The 15,925-nt window shown below is 66.4% G+C and carries 12 protein-coding genes; 4 read left to right on the top strand and 8 right to left on the bottom strand.

Going from position 1 to position 15,925, the window contains the following annotated elements; translation table 11 throughout:
* Window position 1: 1 nt before the first annotated feature.
* Window positions 2–898: a LysR substrate-binding domain-containing protein gene (locus RLN94_RS11610; protein WP_350079573.1), complete on the top strand. Its 897-nt coding sequence runs from the start codon at window positions 2–4 to the stop codon at window positions 896–898.
* 76 nt (window positions 899–974) lie between these two features.
* On the top strand, window positions 975–2,180 hold the full coding sequence (locus tag RLN94_RS11605; protein WP_350079571.1) for an aromatic ring-hydroxylating oxygenase subunit alpha: 1,206 nt from the start codon (window positions 975–977) through the stop codon (window positions 2,178–2,180).
* 369 nt (window positions 2,181–2,549) lie between these two features.
* Here RLN94_RS11605 and RLN94_RS11600 read toward each other — a convergent pair whose 3' ends face one another.
* Window positions 2,550–3,767: an aromatic ring-hydroxylating oxygenase subunit alpha gene (locus RLN94_RS11600; protein ID WP_350079569.1), complete on the bottom strand. Its 1,218-nt coding sequence runs from the start codon at window positions 3,765–3,767 to the stop codon at window positions 2,550–2,552.
* Between the two features lie 58 nt (window positions 3,768–3,825).
* On the bottom strand, window positions 3,826–5,232 hold the full coding sequence (locus RLN94_RS11595; protein ID WP_350079567.1) for an aminotransferase: 1,407 nt from the start codon (window positions 5,230–5,232) through the stop codon (window positions 3,826–3,828).
* A 163-nt stretch (window positions 5,233–5,395) separates the two neighbouring features.
* On the opposite strand from RLN94_RS11595, the gene RLN94_RS11590 reads away from it, so the two are divergent.
* On the top strand, window positions 5,396–6,070 hold the full coding sequence (locus RLN94_RS11590) for a TetR family transcriptional regulator C-terminal domain-containing protein (RefSeq protein WP_350079565.1): 675 nt from the start codon (window positions 5,396–5,398) through the stop codon (window positions 6,068–6,070).
* 97 nt (window positions 6,071–6,167) lie between these two features.
* Here RLN94_RS11590 and RLN94_RS11585 read toward each other — a convergent pair whose 3' ends face one another.
* From RLN94_RS11585 to RLN94_RS11560, 6 genes are all read right to left on the bottom strand, one after another.
* Window positions 6,168–7,595, bottom strand: a complete 1,428-nt coding sequence (locus RLN94_RS11585) for a C69 family dipeptidase (protein WP_350079563.1) — start codon at window positions 7,593–7,595, stop codon at window positions 6,168–6,170.
* A 25-nt stretch (window positions 7,596–7,620) separates the two neighbouring features.
* Complete coding sequence (locus RLN94_RS11580; RefSeq protein WP_350079561.1) at window positions 7,621–9,678, bottom strand: dipeptide ABC transporter ATP-binding protein; 2,058 nt, start codon at window positions 9,676–9,678, stop codon at window positions 7,621–7,623.
* 2 nt (window positions 9,679–9,680) lie between these two features.
* Window positions 9,681–10,637, bottom strand: a complete 957-nt coding sequence (locus tag RLN94_RS11575; protein WP_350079559.1) for an ABC transporter permease — start codon at window positions 10,635–10,637, stop codon at window positions 9,681–9,683.
* Entirely contained in the window at window positions 10,618–11,562 is a 945-nt protein-coding gene (locus RLN94_RS11570) for an ABC transporter permease (protein WP_350079557.1), read from the bottom strand. The genes RLN94_RS11575 and RLN94_RS11570 overlap by 20 nt, the downstream gene beginning before the upstream one ends.
* A gap of 60 nt (window positions 11,563–11,622) precedes the next feature.
* Window positions 11,623–13,173, bottom strand: a complete 1,551-nt coding sequence (locus RLN94_RS11565; protein ID WP_350079555.1) for an ABC transporter substrate-binding protein — start codon at window positions 13,171–13,173, stop codon at window positions 11,623–11,625.
* A gap of 115 nt (window positions 13,174–13,288) precedes the next feature.
* Entirely contained in the window at window positions 13,289–15,304 is a 2,016-nt protein-coding gene (locus RLN94_RS11560; protein ID WP_350079553.1) for a CocE/NonD family hydrolase, read from the bottom strand.
* A gap of 142 nt (window positions 15,305–15,446) precedes the next feature.
* Between RLN94_RS11560 and RLN94_RS11555 the strand changes: the two genes are divergently transcribed.
* The coding region (locus tag RLN94_RS11555; RefSeq protein ID WP_350168997.1) for a helix-turn-helix domain-containing protein at window positions 15,447–15,925 on the top strand (479 nt) is incomplete at its 3' end.

The raw sequence follows: 15,925 nt of genomic DNA, 5'->3' as shown, positions 1-15,925 counted from the left end.
AATGCTGCGCCGCAACCTTCCCCCGCTCGACCTTCTGCTGCCGTTCGAGGCGTCGGCGCGGCTGGGCAGTTTTACCCGCGCGGCCGAGGAGTTGTCGGTCACCCAGTCGGCGGTCAGCCAGCGGGTGCGGAAGCTGGAAGAGCTGTTGGAAATCAGCCTGTTCGAGCGGCGGCACCGGGCGATCGAGCTGACGCCGGAGGGGCGAGAACTGCTCAACGGCGTCAAGGTGGCGCTGCAGCATCTCGCCTCGGCCACCCACAGCCTGCGCCAGCGCGAGGCGCGGCGGTTCCTGAAGCTGGCCTGCGACACCTCGATCGGGCAGCATTGGCTGCTGCCGAGGATCGGGGCGTTCCTGGCGCCCGATTCGCCCGTTGCCATAGACCTGACGGTCAGCGACAACGAGGCGGAGGTGCTGGGCGCCGACGTGGCGGTGCTGCATGGCGACGGGCAATGGACGGGTTTCGTGGCGCGGCGGCTGTTCGGTGACGTGGTCTTCCCGGTCTGCGCGCCCGGCTACCTGCAACAGCACCCGATCACCACGCCACGGGACCTGCTGTCGGCCGAACTGATCGACCTCGATTACATCCACTGGAACTGGATGAACTGGGGCATCTGGCTGACCGAGACCGGGGTCGATCCGGCGCCGGCGCGGATCCTGATGCGGACGAATTCCTATACCGCGCTGCTGGATGCGGCGAAGGCGGGGATGGGGGTGGCGCTGGGTTGGGGAAACCTTGTGGACGGGGCGCTCGAGCGGGGCGAACTGGTGCGGCCGGTGGCCGAGACGGTGGACACGGCGAACGGCTATTACGTGCTGCTGCGGCAGTGCGCGGGAGAGGATGCGCACCGGCTGGCGCAGCACCTCTACCGCGGCACGCGCAGGGCGCGGCCGGAATGACACACTCGCCCGTTCGAGGGGCCCATCGGCAAGAATCGGCTTGCAAATTAGTTTGAGCGCTCATTATAATTTTCCCATGCAGAACACCGTACAAGATCAATCCCCCCCGAAGAACTGGGACCGTTCGGGCCTTCCCGGCTGGGCCTATTTCTCGGACGAGCTGCTTGAACTGGAAAAGGAAGAGCTTTTCCGCAAGCACTGGCAGCTGGCCTGTCACGTCTCGGACGTGCCCGAGCCCGGCAACTACATGACATTCGATGTGGGCGAGGAACGCGCCCTCATCATCCGCGGCCGCGACAACGTGGTGCGCGCCTTCCACAACCTCTGCCGCCACCGCGGCAGCCGGGTGGTGGCCGACGAGCAGGGCAAATGCAAATCCGCCCTGATCTGCCCCTATCACGGCTGGGCCTACAACCTCGACGGCACCCTGCGCGGCGCGGCACAGCCGAAAAGCTTCCCGCCGCTCGACCCGGTGGAGTTCGGGCTGAAGCCGCTCGACATGGAAATTTGGCAGGGCTTCATCTTCGTCCGCTTCAAGGAAAGCGATCAGCCCTCCGTGGCCGAGATCATGGGCCGGTTCGATGCCGAGCTGGAACCTTACGAGCTGGCCGACATGGTGCCTGCAGACACGCTGGTCTGGGCGGATGAAACCGCCGTCAACTGGAAGGCCATCCGCGACGTCGACAACGAGGGCTATCACGTGGCCATGGCCCACCCGGCCCTGCAGGACCTCTATGGCAAGGGCTATGTCGACGAGCCGTTCGAGGGCGGCGCCGCGCGCTCCTACGCGCCGTTCAACAACGGGCCGGGCTCGCTCTGGTCGGTGAGGGCCTACAAGTCCACCCTGCCTGAGGCCGAGTGGCTGCCGGAAAGCCACCGCAACGCGTGGCTCTATTACGGGATGTTCCCCAACACGGTGATCGGCGTCTACCCGGACTCGATGATCTTCTACCAGGAGTTTCCCGACGGCACCGGCAAGAGCCGGCTGCGCGGGGCCTCCTACAAGTACCGCAACGAAAGCCGCGAGCTGCGGCTGGCGCGCTACCTGTCGGGGCGGATCGACCGGATCACCGCCGAGGAAGACCAGATGCTGACCATCTGGTCCTGCGAGGCGGCGCTGTCATCGGCCTTTGACGGGATCATCCTGTCGGACCTGGAATACGGCGTGAAGAGCTACCACGACCAGCTCCGCGATCTGTTCCCGGTACTGACGCTGGAAGAACCGCCCGCGCCGGGCACCCTGGCCGAGGTCAATGCCGAGATGCTGGCGGAGCGGGGGTAAATCCGCGCTTGCTATGCAACCCCGCCCCGGGCTTGACCCGGGGCCTCTCGTGGCAAGAGGTCCCGGCTCAGGGGCCGGGACGGGTGTTACTTGATTGTGAGCGGTGGGTTCGCACCCACCCTACGATTTACCACACGCCCGGAGTCAAGCCGCGCTTTAGCGCGGCGCCGGGCGAGCGGTCGTTCATTGAGGCGCCATTGGTTCGAGCCCAAGGGACGACGCCGTCCCCACGGGCAGGCGCCCGCCCGGCGGGGCTAACCGAAACCTGGCATGTGCAATCTCCCCGCCCCGGGCCTGACCCGGGGCCTCCCGCAGCACGAGGTCCCGGCTCGGGGGCCGGGACGGGTCTCTACTTCGACGGCTCGACCATCACTCCGCCACCGGCATCCGCCGGCTGGCCCGGCTCGCCGCCCCTTCGCTCTTCGGCGCCTCGCCAAGCTGTTCGCGCACCCATTGCTGGAACAGGAACACCTCGTATTCCTCCTGCATCAGCACGCCGTTGCGAAACGCGCTCGCCCGCATGCCTGCATGGTTCAGCTCGCACGCCCCGCCATCCTGCTCCATTACCAGGATGCCGAACCGGGTGATCTTGTCGGCGTCGAAATCCGGCCGTGCCAGCGTGTCGGGATGGAACAGCCATTCCGCCGTCAGCTCCATCGTCTCGGGCCCCGTCGGCGTGATCTTCACGATCCGCACGTAATCGGCGTGATGGGCGATAAAGACCGAGGGCGTCACGGTGACATAACGCTGCCCGGCCGCCACATCCTCGTCACTCAGCCCCGGCAGGCGGCCTTGTGCGGCCCCATCCATCGACCACGTCTCCGCTCCCACGCGCAGCCCGCCCGAGCGGTGCGGCGCCTGGTCCTCGGCATGCTCGGCCCAGTCCGGATCGTCCCGCCGCGCCATGATCGCCCGGCCATAGATCGGCACCAGCTCGCACAGCTCGGGGTGGATGTTGGGGCAGTGCAGGCACTCGTTGTAATTCTCCCAGAACGCCTTCCAGTTGCAGTTCAGCGTCTTGGAATAGACATGCCCCACCTTCAGCTCCTCGAGCGGCCAGTTGGCGACATAGACCGTCTCGGCCCCGTAGAGCTCCTCGAATGACGGCGCATCGGGGTCGAGGTTGACGAAGACGAACCCGCCCCATTCGGTCACCCGAACCCGGTGCAGGGGGTAATCGTCGCGGTCGAACCCCTCCACCCGCCGCATCGGCCCGGTCGCCCGCAGCCGACCGGTCAGGTCATAGACCCACTGGTGATAGGGGCAGGTGATCATCGCCTTCTTCAGCGTACCCTCGGCCTGCGGACAGAGCAGCGAGCCGCGATGCCGACAGGTGTTGAAGAACCCCTGCAGCACCCCCTCCTGATCGCGGACCAGCAGCACCGGCTGCCCCGCCACGTCGAAGCTGCGAAAGGCGCGCGGGCCGTCCAGCGTGTCGGCCCGGCACAGGTAGACCCAGCTTCGCCCCCAGATCTCGCGCAGTTCGCGGGCGTAATGCGCCGGGTCGAAATACCACGACGCCGGAAGCGCCTCCTGCATCCGGGTGAGACCGTTGAAGCCCTCTTCCAGAACGGCATTGTCCTCCATCGGGCGACCTCCTTTACAGGCTATGCGGGGTGAGTTTGCGCCGCGTCCGCGGCACGGTCTATAGCATTTCCGACTGGACCTGCTGCACCGCGGTCTCGAGGATGTCGAACATCCGGTCGACCTCGTCCGTGGTGATGATCAGCGGCGGCGAGAAGACGCACTGGTTGATCAGCGGTCGCACGATCAGGCCCATCTCCTCGCACTTGGCATCGACCCGTTCACCGAATTCGAGGTCGATGGCCAGCCGCTTCGCCTCGGACATGTCCGGCGCCGCCACCCCCTCGACACAGCCGATCAGCCCCACGCCGCGCGTGTCGCCGATGATCTCGTGCCGGCCCAGCGCGTTCAGACGCTCCTGGAAATGCGGGGTGATCTCGCGCACGTGCTCGAGGATGCCCTCGCGCTCGAAGATCTCGATATTCTTCAGCGCGGCGGCACAACAGACCGGGTGGCCCGAATAGGTATAGCCGTTCGAGAACATGATATGCTCCCGCTCGTCCGAGGCGATGTCGTTCCACAGCCGGTCCGACAGCATCATCGCCCCCAGCGGCAAATAGCCCGAGGTCAGGCCCTTGGCGCAGGTGATGATGTCGGGGGTGATGCCGAACACCTCCTCGCTGGCGAACCAGTGGCCCAGCCGGCCGAAGCCGGTGACGACCTCGTCGGAGATATAGAGCACGTCGTATTTCCGGCAGACCTCCAGCGTGCGCTTGTGATAGCCCGGCGGCGGCACGATGACCCCGCCCGAGGCCAGCACCGGCTCGGCGATGAAGGCGGCCACGTTCTCGGGGCCGGCGTCGAGGATGGCCTGTTCCAGCTCGTCGACCTTGGCGTCGCACCATTGCTCGACGCTCATCCCCTCGGGGCGGACGTAAGGATTCACGTTGCCGATGAGGCGCACCAGCCGCTCCTCGAAATCCAGGCGCGACTTGGTGCGCTCCTTGCCGGTGACCGAGGCGGCCAGATAGGTCGAGCCGTGATAGCCCTTCTCCCGCCCGATGATCAGCTTCTTCTGCGGGCGGCCCTTGATGTTGTTGTAGAACTGCACGAAGCGGATCGCGCTGTCGACGGCCGAGGAGCCGCCGGTGGTGAAGAACACGCTGTTCAAATCGCCCGGCGTCATCTCGGCGATTCGCCTGGCCAGCAGGGCCGAGGGCTCGGCCGCGAAGGCCCAGGGCGAGGTATAGGGCAGGCGCATGGTCTGCTCGGCGATGGCGTCGGCCATTTCGCGCCGGCCATAGCCGATCTGGACGCACCACATGCCGCCCGGCCCGTCGATGAACTTCTTGCCGTCGGGGTCGTACATGTAGATCCCCTCGGCCCGTGCGGCGATGGCGCGGTTGGCATCGCTGGTGCCGATGGTTTCCCACGGGTGCAGGAAATGGTCGTTATCCCATTCCTGTACGGCCTCTGCGGGGATGGCGGCGTTGTGGCCGGGATCTGCGGTGATGCTCTGGTCGGTCATGGATGTCCATTTCTCGCGGCCCTGCGCCGCGTCTTCTGCTTTCCGCCATTCTACCCGAGTTATTTTGAGCGCTCAATCAAATTTTTTGCCCGATCCGCCCGCGCCGGGTTGCTGTCGCGCCCCGTCCGCGCGATACTGGCCCCACCCGCAACGGAGAGATGCCATGGCCGCTCAGGAGGGTGCGACGCGCCCGCGCAAGGAACGCAAGGAAAACGCCGACAAGCGGCGCGGCCAGATCCTCGACGCCACCTATCGCTCGATCGTCAAGAACGGGTTGTCCGGCACCACCCTGGCCAGCGTGTCGAACGAGGCGGGCCTGTCGCAGGGGGTGGCGGTGTTCTATTTCCAGAACAAGCAATCCCTGCTCGGCGCGGCGCTGCGGCACCAGTACGAGATCTACCAGGAGGGCTGGCAAAAGGCGGTCTCCGCCGCCGGCCCCGACCCGGCCGACCAGATCACCGCGCTGGTGAAATCCGACTTCACGCCCGACTCGTGCAACGAGGAGACGCTGATCATCTGGCACGCCTTCTGGGGCGAATCGAAGGCCCGGCCGCTCTATGGCGAGATTTCCAAGACCTTCGAACAGGAGCGCGCCCATGCCATGTGCAACGCCTGTGCCGCTCTCCTGCAGGCCGAGGGGCGCCCGGTGACCGGCGCCAGCGACATCGCCGCCGGGATCGACGCGATGACCGACGGGCTGTGGCTGGGCATGTACCTGTCGGGCGATCCCGTGGACCTGAAACAGCCGATGCGGCTCGCGGCCATGTACCTCTCCGCCGCATTTCCGGCCCATGCGGACCAGTTCCGCAAGGGGTTTGGTGTAAAGCCGAAGGGGTGAGGGGCGCGGCCTCGCGATGATCGACAGACCGGGCGGGATTGGCGGATGGCACAGGGTTCATGGACACCCGCCCCGGGCCTGACCCGGGGCCTCTACCCTACCAGAGCTGCGCCGGCCCCAGTGGCTTCGGCGTCAGATTCAGCCGCCCCGCCACCCGAAGCCGGGCCTGCGCCGCCTCGGCCAGCGCCGTGCAATCGTCGAGCGCCACGCGAAGGCAGCGATGGCTGAACTCGGTCATCACCCGTTCGGCCAGCCCCGCCTCGCCCGCCTCGATCAGCAGCTCCGCCGCCCGCAGCACCTCCGGCACCTCGGCGTTGACGCTCGCCTCCATCGCCCGCCAATGTGCCCAGACCTCGGGCAGCAGCGTATCCTCCGCCTGGAACGCCAAGTGCATCAGCCGCTTGTACTGGTAGACCGCCGACCCCGCCGTCTCGACCCCCTGCGGCACGTGCGAGACGGTATCCGGGTCCTTCTCCTCCTTCCGGCGGTCGAGGAAGCGGGCGCTTTCCCCGGTCGTCAGGTAGCGGTGCTGCCGATACGCCTCGGGCACCGTCCCCTGCCCAAGGAACACCGGCAGAAGCGGCGCCGTCACCGGCCCGATGGGCGCGTGCCACATCATCCGCAGCGCGGCATCGGACGGGTGCACCAGTGGCACCACCTGCCCGTAGCCTGCGGTATCCCCCGTCAGCCGCTCGGTCTGGATCGACCAGAACACATCCTCCAGCGTCACCTTCCCGGGCCGGGCCGCCCGTTCCTTCATCTCGTCCTCGACCCAGGCCACGCCCTTCCAGCGCATCCGCCCGTCGCCGTAGATGTCGTTCACGTTGAACGGCCCCTCGCCGCGCCTGTACCAGCCCAGCTCCACCGCCGTGTCGATGAAATGCTCCGGGAACAGGAAATCCTCGTTCGGCTCCTCCGGGATCTCCCCGATATAGCCCGGCCTTGACGCCCGGATGCAATCCGGCCCCAGCCGCTCGGCACACCACAGCCCCTTGCCCCCGGCGAACTCGATCACCACCCAGGCCTCGTCGGGGTCGGCGATCATGTGGGAATTGCCGCCATAGGTGGAATAGCCATGCTTGCCGATCAGCTCCCCGATCAGCTCGACCCCCTCCCGTGCCGTGCGCGCCCGGTCGATCACGATCCGGGCCAGGTCGGAATAGTTCGGCCCTTTCTGATCCTTCGGCGTCATCGCGATCAGGTCCTTGCGCGTGGGCGACCAGATATCGCGCACCGCCACCCCGCATTCGTTCAGCCCGCCATTGGTCAGCGGCGCCGGCACGCCAAGGTAATAGCTGTAGCTCACCCGCATGTTGCGCAGCGTCTCACCCGTCTGCGGTATCTCGGTCAGCACCCCCGGCATGTCGGCCTGCGGCGTCACCCCCACGGTGATGGTGCTGCCCGCCTCATGCGTCCGGCGCGGGTTGATCTCGAGCCAGTGGCTCGACGGCTCGTCGCCATATCCGGCCAGGTAGGCCACCCCGTCAGCGGTCAGATTGCGCCCGATATAGATGCCGTAGCTCATGACAGTATTCCTGCGGTATTTTGGTCTAGTGAAGGGGGAAGAAACAGGCGTGGCTGCGCCCGTCCGGGCGGGTCTCGTGCGCCGGCTTCTCGGCCCGGCACCTGTCCTGCACATAAGGACAGCGGGTCGCGAAATCGCAGCCCTTGGGCCGGTTGAGAAGGCTCGGCACCTCGCCCCTGACGGCGACATGGGTCAGCCGCTTGTCGGGGTCGGGCTGCGGCACGCCCTCGACCAGCGCCTGGGTGTAGGGGTGCAGCGGTTTCGAGAAGATATCGGCCGCCCGCCCCTCCTCGACGATCCGGCCAAGGTACATGATGGCGATCCGGTCGGAGATATGCCGTACGACGGGCAGGTTGTGGGTGATGATCAGGTAGCCCAGCCCGTGCTCGGCCTGCAGATCGGCCATCAGGTTGAGCACCTCGCCCTGCACCGAGACATCAAGCCCGGCGGTCGGCTCGTCCGCGATGATCAGCTTCGGGTTCAGCGCCAGCGCGCGGGCCACGCCCACCCGCCGTGCCTGCCCGCCCGACAGCTCGTGCGGATAGCGCGTCAGGAACGGCTTCGGCAGGCGCACCATGTCGGCCAGCCGCTCGGCCTCTTCATCGAGGTTAACACCGGTGATGCCATGCACCTGCAACGGCTCGGTGATCAGCGCCCGCACCGACTTGCGCGGGCTTAACGAGCCGATCGGATCCTGGAACATCATCGCCATGTCCCGGCGCAGCGGCTTGAACCGCGCCTCGGGCATGTTCCTGATCTCCTGCCCCTCGAACCGCACGCTGCCGCTATCGGCGTGCTGCAGGTTCAGGATCGTCCGGCCCAGCGTCGTCTTGCCCGAGCCGCTTTCGCCCACCAGCCCCACCGTCTCGCCCGGGCGCACCCGGATGCTCACGTCGAGTACGGCATCGACGAACGGGTCCGCGACCCCGCGCAGCCGCGCCTTGACCGGGCCGAGCGTGCGGAAGCGGACGTTGAGCTTCTCCACCTCCAGCAGCGGCTTGCCCTCCGGCGCCTTTTTCTCGGCCACCGAACTCTCCCCGCTCCGCACCGTCAGCACATCCAGCGGCGGCGGCCAGTCGGGATCTTCCAGCGGGCCGGTCAGCAGATGGCAATTGGCATAGCCGCCTGAGGGGCGCATCGCCGTGGGCGGCTCGATGGTCCGGCATTCGGGCATCCGCCGCTGGCACCGGCTGGCGAAGATGCAGCCCTCCTGCGGCTTGGTCAGGTCGGGAATGTCGCCCGGAATGACCGGCAGCCTGCGCGACACGTCCGATATCCGCGCCGGGTCGCATTCCAGCAAAGCCCGCGTATAGGGGTGCTGCGCGTTGTGGAAGATCTCGTGCACCGTGCCGACCTCGACCACCTCGCCGGCATACATCACCACCACGTCGTCACACAGCTCGGCAATAAGGCCGAGATTGTGCGAGACCAGCACGATGGTCGCCTCAAGATCGCTTTGCAATTCGCGCAGCAGGTTGATGATCTGCGCCTCCATCGTCACGTCCAGCGCCGTGGTCGGCTCGTCCGCCAGCAGAAGCTTCGGCCCGGTCAGGAGCGCCATGGCGATCCCCGCCCGCTGCCGCATCCCGCCCGAGAAATGGTGCGGGTACTGGTCGATCCGGCTGTCCGGGTCGGGGATGCCCACCTTGCGCATCATCTCGACCGCCGCCTTGCGCTTCTCGGCCTTCGACATGTTGCGACGCCGATAGAGGATGTCGAACATCTGGCGGGCATAGTTCAGCACCGGGATCTGGCTGGTCATCGGGTCCTGGAACACGACCGAGATATCCTCGCCCCGCGTCGCCCGCATCGCCGTCTGCCCCTTGCGCAGCATGTCGTCGTCCTGGAACAGGATCTCGCCGCCCATCACCTCGGCATTGCCGGCCAGCAGGCCGAGGATCGACCACAGAACCGTGCTTTTCCCCGAGCCGCTTTCGCCGACGATCCCCATGATCCGGCCCTTGCTGACCGGGAAGGTGATGTCGCGCAGCGCCTTGACCCGGCCGCGCGCGGTGCGGAAATCGACCGACAGGTTGCGGATGTCCAGAAGCGTTTCGGGGGCGGTGCCCATGTCCTTGGCCATGATCAGCGTCCTTTGCCCATGCGCGGGTCGAAGACGTCGCGCAGCGCCTCGCCCAGGAAGGTGAAGCCCAGCGTCGTCAGGATCAGCGGGATGCCCCCGGCCACCACCATCCACGGCGTGTCACGGATCACCAGGTAGCCTTCGTTCAGGATCGTGCCCCAGCTTGCGGTGGGCGGCAGCACGCCCAGCCCGATGAAGCTGAGGCCGGCTTCGACCGTCACCACCACCGGCACGTCCATCGCGGCGAGGATCAACAGCGGCCCCACCACATTCGGCATGATGTGATGCATCAGGATGCGGCCCGTCGAGGCGCCCAGCGACCGCTCCGCCATGATGAAATCGGTGTTGCGCAGGGTCATCGTCGCGGTCCGCGCCACGCGGGCATATTGCGGGATCGAGGTGACGATCACGATGGTCAGCACGATGGCCAGGCTCGGGCCCGTCAGCGCCACCGTGGCCAGCGCCAGCACGATCGTCGGAAACGCCCGCACCGTGTCGAACATCAGCAGCAGGAAGTTGTCCAGCCAGCGCGGCCCGTAGCCCGCGATCATGCCAAGGATCAGCCCCACCACCAACGAGATCGACACGCCTATGGCCGCCACCTTCAGCGCCACGCGACCGCCATACAGGATGCGCGAATAGGTATCGCGGCCCAGCTGGTCGGTCCCGGCGAAATGGTCCAGCGTCGGGTAGGACAGCCGCGCCGGGATATCCAGCGCGTTGGGGTCATGCGTGGCGAAGACCGGCGCGAAAATCGCGCTGGCGAAGAACATGATCACCAGGATCAGGCCGATCACCCCCTGCCAGTTGGTCAGGAACATCTTCAGCTTCTCGCGCCGCTCGCGCGAGGCGGATTCCCGCATTTCCGCGGCCGAGGCATGCTCGGGCAGGCCCGAGCTGTCGAGCGTCGGCTCGCCGACATCCTTGTCGGAAGGGGGTTCAGAGGGATTCACGGACACGGGGATCAAACCAGGCAATGAGAAGGTCGGACATCAGGACGATGGCGATATACATGGCCGTGGCCACCAGCACCGCGCCCTGCACGACGGGAAAGTTGCGCGCCATGACGGCGTCGTAGATCAGCTTGCCGATGCCGGGCCGGGCAAAGATGATCTCGGCAAAGACGGCCGCCGAAATCAGCCCGCCGAACCCCATGCCAATCAGCGTGATCGTCGGCAGGATCGCCACCCGCAGCGCGTAGCCATAGACGATCTTGCGCGGCCGCAGGCCGAACGCGCGGGCCGAGCGGATATACGGCTCCGCCATCACTTCCAGCATCGAGGCGCGCACCATCCGGGCGAGATACCCCACCCAGCTCAGCCCCACGGCAAAGGCCGGCAGAACCAGGTGGCTCAGCTGGTCCATCGTGTCGCCCGGCTCGCCCGCGCCGATGGCCGGCAGCCAGCGCAGCTCCACCGCGAAGATCAGGAGCGCCCAGATCGACACCAGGAAGGACGGCACCGCAATCGTGCCCACCGACAGCACCCCGGTGACCCGGTCCAGCCAGCTGTTGGGCCGCACCGCCGCCAGACAGCCCAGCGGCAGCCCCAGCAGTACCGCCCAGCCCATCGCGGCACAGATCAGCGCCAGCGTGAACCCGATCCGGTCGGCCACCACGGCGGTCACGTTCCGGTCGGAAAAGACATCGACCCCGAGGTCGCCGGTCACGGCGTTGCCCACGTAGATCAGGAACTGCCGCCACACCGGCTCGTCCAGATGCATCTTGGCAGCATAGCGCGCGATGGCCTCGGGCGTGGCGCGCGGGCCCAGCGCGATGGTCGCCGGGTCGCCCGGTATGAGGTGCAGCAGCGAGAACAGCACCAGCACCACCAGGGCGATCACCAGCGCGGACAGGCCGAGCCGTTTGACGAGATAGAAAAGCACGGGAATTCCCCCAGCCGGTAAAGGCCCCGCGCCGCACCGGGCGGCGCAGGACCGTGGCCGTTACGCCGGTTTGAACCGGCGGTAGTTCAGCTCGCCCGACGGCGCGGTGTTGATCTCGATATCCGCGCGATGAAGATAGGCCTCGGGCTCGTGGTTGATCCAGACATAGGCGCCCGTCTCGTCCATGATCTCCTGCATCCGCAGGTAGATTTCCTCGCGCTTGGCCGTATCGGTCTCGGCGATGCCTTCCTCGTAGAGCCGGTCGAACTCCTCGTCCGTCCAGCGCTCCCAGTTCCAGATGCCGACCTGCTCGGACACGAACCACTGGGTCGATTCGTAGGGGTCGGGCGTGGTCGCGAAGCGCATCAGCCACAGCTCCAGCTCCTGCCAGGTGTCGCCCTTGCTTTCCATACCCATTTCCCAGAACGGGCCGCTGTCGACCGGTAGCACCTTCACGGTGATGCCCACGGCGGCCAGGTTGGCCTGGATGATCTGCGCGGTCAGCATCCGCTCCTGCTGGTTCAGCGTCCGGAGCGTCAGCTCCAGCCCCGATACGCCCGCCTCGTCCAAAAGGGCCTTGGCCTTGGCCGGGTCATAGCTGTAATTGGTCTGCTGGCGCTGCCCCAGAAGGCCGGGGCAGACGATGCCGTGCGACTTGGCGGTGATGCCCGAATACGCCCCTTGCAGGATCGAATCGACATCGACCGCGTGCTGGATCGCCTTGCGCACCTTGACGTCCTGCAGCTTGGGATGCTCGGTGTTCATCCCCATCCACATGTATTGCAGCTCGCCCGCCGTGGTGATCTCGGCATCCTCGGGCATGTTCTCGGCATAGCGCGCCAGCGTGTCCGGGCTCAGCTCGGTACAGTCCATCTCGCCCGCGTCGAAGGCCAGCTCCGACGCCTTGACCTCGGTGACCACATGCGCCTCGACCCGCTCGTAACCCGGCGCCGGGCCGGTCCATTCCGGGTTCAGCTCGAACACCACCCGCTGACCGGGCGTGGCGTTGTAGGTGTAGGGCCCGCAGACCGCCGGGAAGTCGATGGTGAACTTGCCGCCCGCCTCCTCGACCGCCTTTTCGCACACGATCGCCCCCGGCCCGTGGCAGAGCGTGACCATGAAGAACGGCGCGAAGGGCTTGTTCAGCACGATCGTCCCGGTCAGCTCGCCGGTCACCTCGACATGGTCCATCGCATCGAAGTAGCCGGCCCAGTCGCTGTCCTTCATCCGCTCGTAGGAGTATTTCACGTCCGACGCCTTGAGCGTGCCATAGCCGTTCGACCATTGCAGCCCCTCGACCAGTTCGAAATCGATCCGCGTGGGCTCGGTCTGTTCCAGCTTGGTGACGTAATGGGTGGGCTGCCAGGTGAAGGTGTCGCCGTCCCGCACGTATTCGGCCAGGAAGGGAAGGCACTGTTTCTGCGCCTCGATCTCGCTCCCGCCGACCATGAAGCCCGGGTCGAGCACGTTGTTGTCGCCGTCGATGCGCACGCGCAGCACCTTGCCCATCTCCGCCCGGCCCGTGGTGGGCCAGCCGCTGGCCATCGTCGCCGCGCCCACGGCGGCCGTCGAGGCAAGGAAGCCCCGGCGCGAAAGTGTCGGTTTGGTCATGTCATACTCCCTGGTGAGTTCTTGTTTGTTTCCGCAAGTCTAGTCACAGCGCGGTTTCGCGATCCATTTCGCGTGACTTCGCGAAATGACGCTATTATTGCGCCAAGTGGCGAAGTCACTGGAAATCCCGCGCCATCGTCTCTTCCCATGTCAGGTCTTCGACCAACTGGTCCCCCTCCCAGGCGCGCATCCGGGCCGAGATGTGGAAATCGCTGGCATCCACGGTCAGCTTGGTCTTGGTCTCGGTGCGCACCGACCAGCCGTCGCGCGACACCTCGAAATACCACTCGGTCTCGCCCGTGGTGCTGTCCGGGTCGTCGCCGGTGACCGAATACCGCTCGTAGCCCTGCTCATAAAGCGTCAGGTCGTTGTCGAGGTAGCGCAGCCGCCCGCTGCCATCCGCAATCTGCATCTCGATCTTGCCGGTCGCGGCATCCTCGAGGATGCGCTGCGATTCCTCCACCGGCTCCAGCACCTCGACCGGCAGCGGCGGGGGAAGCTGCGCGGGCGCGAACTCGGCAAGCTGGTCGTCCTGAGCCGAGGGCGTGCGCAGCGGCATCTCGAGATAGCTGCCCTCGGTATGCAGGGTCATGGTCACCTTTTCCGGTGCCGTCCAGATCATCGGGAAATAGCTGGTCGACAGGCCCAGCCGCAGGCGGTGGCCAACGGGGAAATTCTGCGCCACGTGCTTCATCGGGATGGTGATCTCGTAGACCTTGCCGGGCTCCAGCGCCTCGGGCGTCTCGTGGCTGTCGCGGTGGGTCAGGTTGAACACGCCAAAGCTGGCCCGCGTCGAGGCGCCATCGGGCGCCACGTCGCAGATCCGCGCGGCCAGCATCGCCACCGGCCGGTCGACCGACACGCGCAGCACCACGTTGGCATCCCCCGCCATCTCCAGCGGTTCGGTCAGCGGCGCGGTCTCGAAACACAGGCTGCCGGCATCCTCGCGCCGCTGGTCGATCGGCGCATCGCCGGGCGAGGCATAGGCGCACCACTTGCCCGACCCCATGCCGACCCAGAGCGGCGAATGATGCGCGAACTCGCCCTTTGCCCCCGGTTTCTCCGGCGACAGCGACCCGTCCGCCCCAAGGTGAAACGGCGTCCGCGTCACGTTGGGCGACGGCCATGACGGCTCCGCCACCCAGCGGCCGGGGCGGCTTTCATACCACCCGGCGGGCGGCACGCTGTCCTGCATGTAAAGCCGCAATTGCGGCTCCTCCATGATCCCCGTCGCCTCGCCCTTCAGCCAGTGATCCCACCAGCGCAGCTCCTCGCTCAGGAAATCCATGTTCGGCCCCGGCTCGCCGATATGCGGGTACCGGTGCGCCCACGGCCCCACCAGCCCCTTGACCGGGCCGGGCAGGTTCTCGACCAGCCGGAACACCGTGCGGCAATACCCATCGGCCCAGCCCGACACGGCATAGACCGGGATATCGACCTTGGAATAGTCCTCGCAGATCGACCCGTGTTTCCAGAAATCGTCCCGCCGCTGATGCGCCAGCCAGTTCTTCAGCCACAGCCCGCTGCCCCGCAGCCGCTCGCGCCACATCTCGCGCCACGCCTCGCCCACGTTCTCGGGATCCGGCGGCAGCGTGTTGCGCGCGAACATGACCGAGGCCCAGCCCAACTGCTCGGTCAGCATGCAGCCGCCCATGTAATGGATATCGTCGGCATAGCGGTCATCGGTCGAGCACAGCGTGATGATCGTCTTCAGCGCCGGCGGCTGCATCGCGGCGATCTGCAACCCGTTGAATCCGCCCCAGGAAATGCCGATCATGCCGACATTGCCGTCGCACCACGGCTGCTCGGCCAGCCAGGCGATGGCGTCGTACCCGTCCTGCAATTCCCGCTGCGTGTACTCGTCCACCATCAGCCCTTCGGAATCCCCCGCGCCCCGCAGGTCGAGCCGCACCACCGCATAGCCATGCGCCGCAAGATGCGGCTGCATCGTCGCATCGCGCTGCGCCGTCAGGTCGTTTTTCCGATAAGGCAGGTATTCGAGGATCACCGGCACCGGCTGATCCACCGCCGTCACCGGCCGCCAGATCCGCGCCGCCAGCCTTGTCCCGTCCGGCATCGGCACGGTGGTATGGGGGATCACGTCGATGTCCTGCGGATACTCGTTCTTCATCTCTGGGCACTCCCTGTCGCGCGCAAGATCCGGGCAAAGCCGGCCCTGTTCCGGCCCGAGCCTCGCCGAGATCGGGATATATTCCAAGTTCGCGGGGTTTCGTGACTTGACACTCTTGCCACTTCAGTATGCGATAGCCCGCATGGCTACCGAGTTCAGCGCCAACCTCAATCTGCTCTGCAGCTACCAGCGCTCCATCGCCGAGGTCTGCCGCAAGCTCAAGCTCAACCGGCAACAGTTCAACCGCTACCTCAACGGCCAGTCGCGCCCGTCACGCCACAACATGCGCCGCATCTGCGATTATTTCGGCGTCACCGAATCCGAAATCCTGATGGAACACGCCCAGTTCGAGCAGATGATCACCCTGCGCCGCCGCCCCGTCGAGCGGACCGAGCTGGAACGCCCCCTCACCCACCTGCAAACCCTCTATGGCCACTCGCAGGACCTGCAGAAATACACCGGCTTCTACTTCCGCTACTTCTATTCCTTCGGCAACAAGGGCATGGTCTTCCGCTCGCTCGCCACCATCTACCGCGACGAGGGGCGCTATTACTGGAAGAACATCGAGATCCTGCGCGACCAGTCCACCGGCCGCACCACCGGGCTGAACAAGTACGAGGG

Origin of the sequence: Roseovarius sp. (genome assembly GCF_040223625.1) — a bacterium.
In the GTDB taxonomy this organism is placed as follows: Bacteria; Pseudomonadota; Alphaproteobacteria; order Rhodobacterales; family Rhodobacteraceae; genus Roseovarius.
Note: the sequence above shows the minus strand (reverse complement) of the source record. Positions and strands in the feature narration are given on the sequence as shown.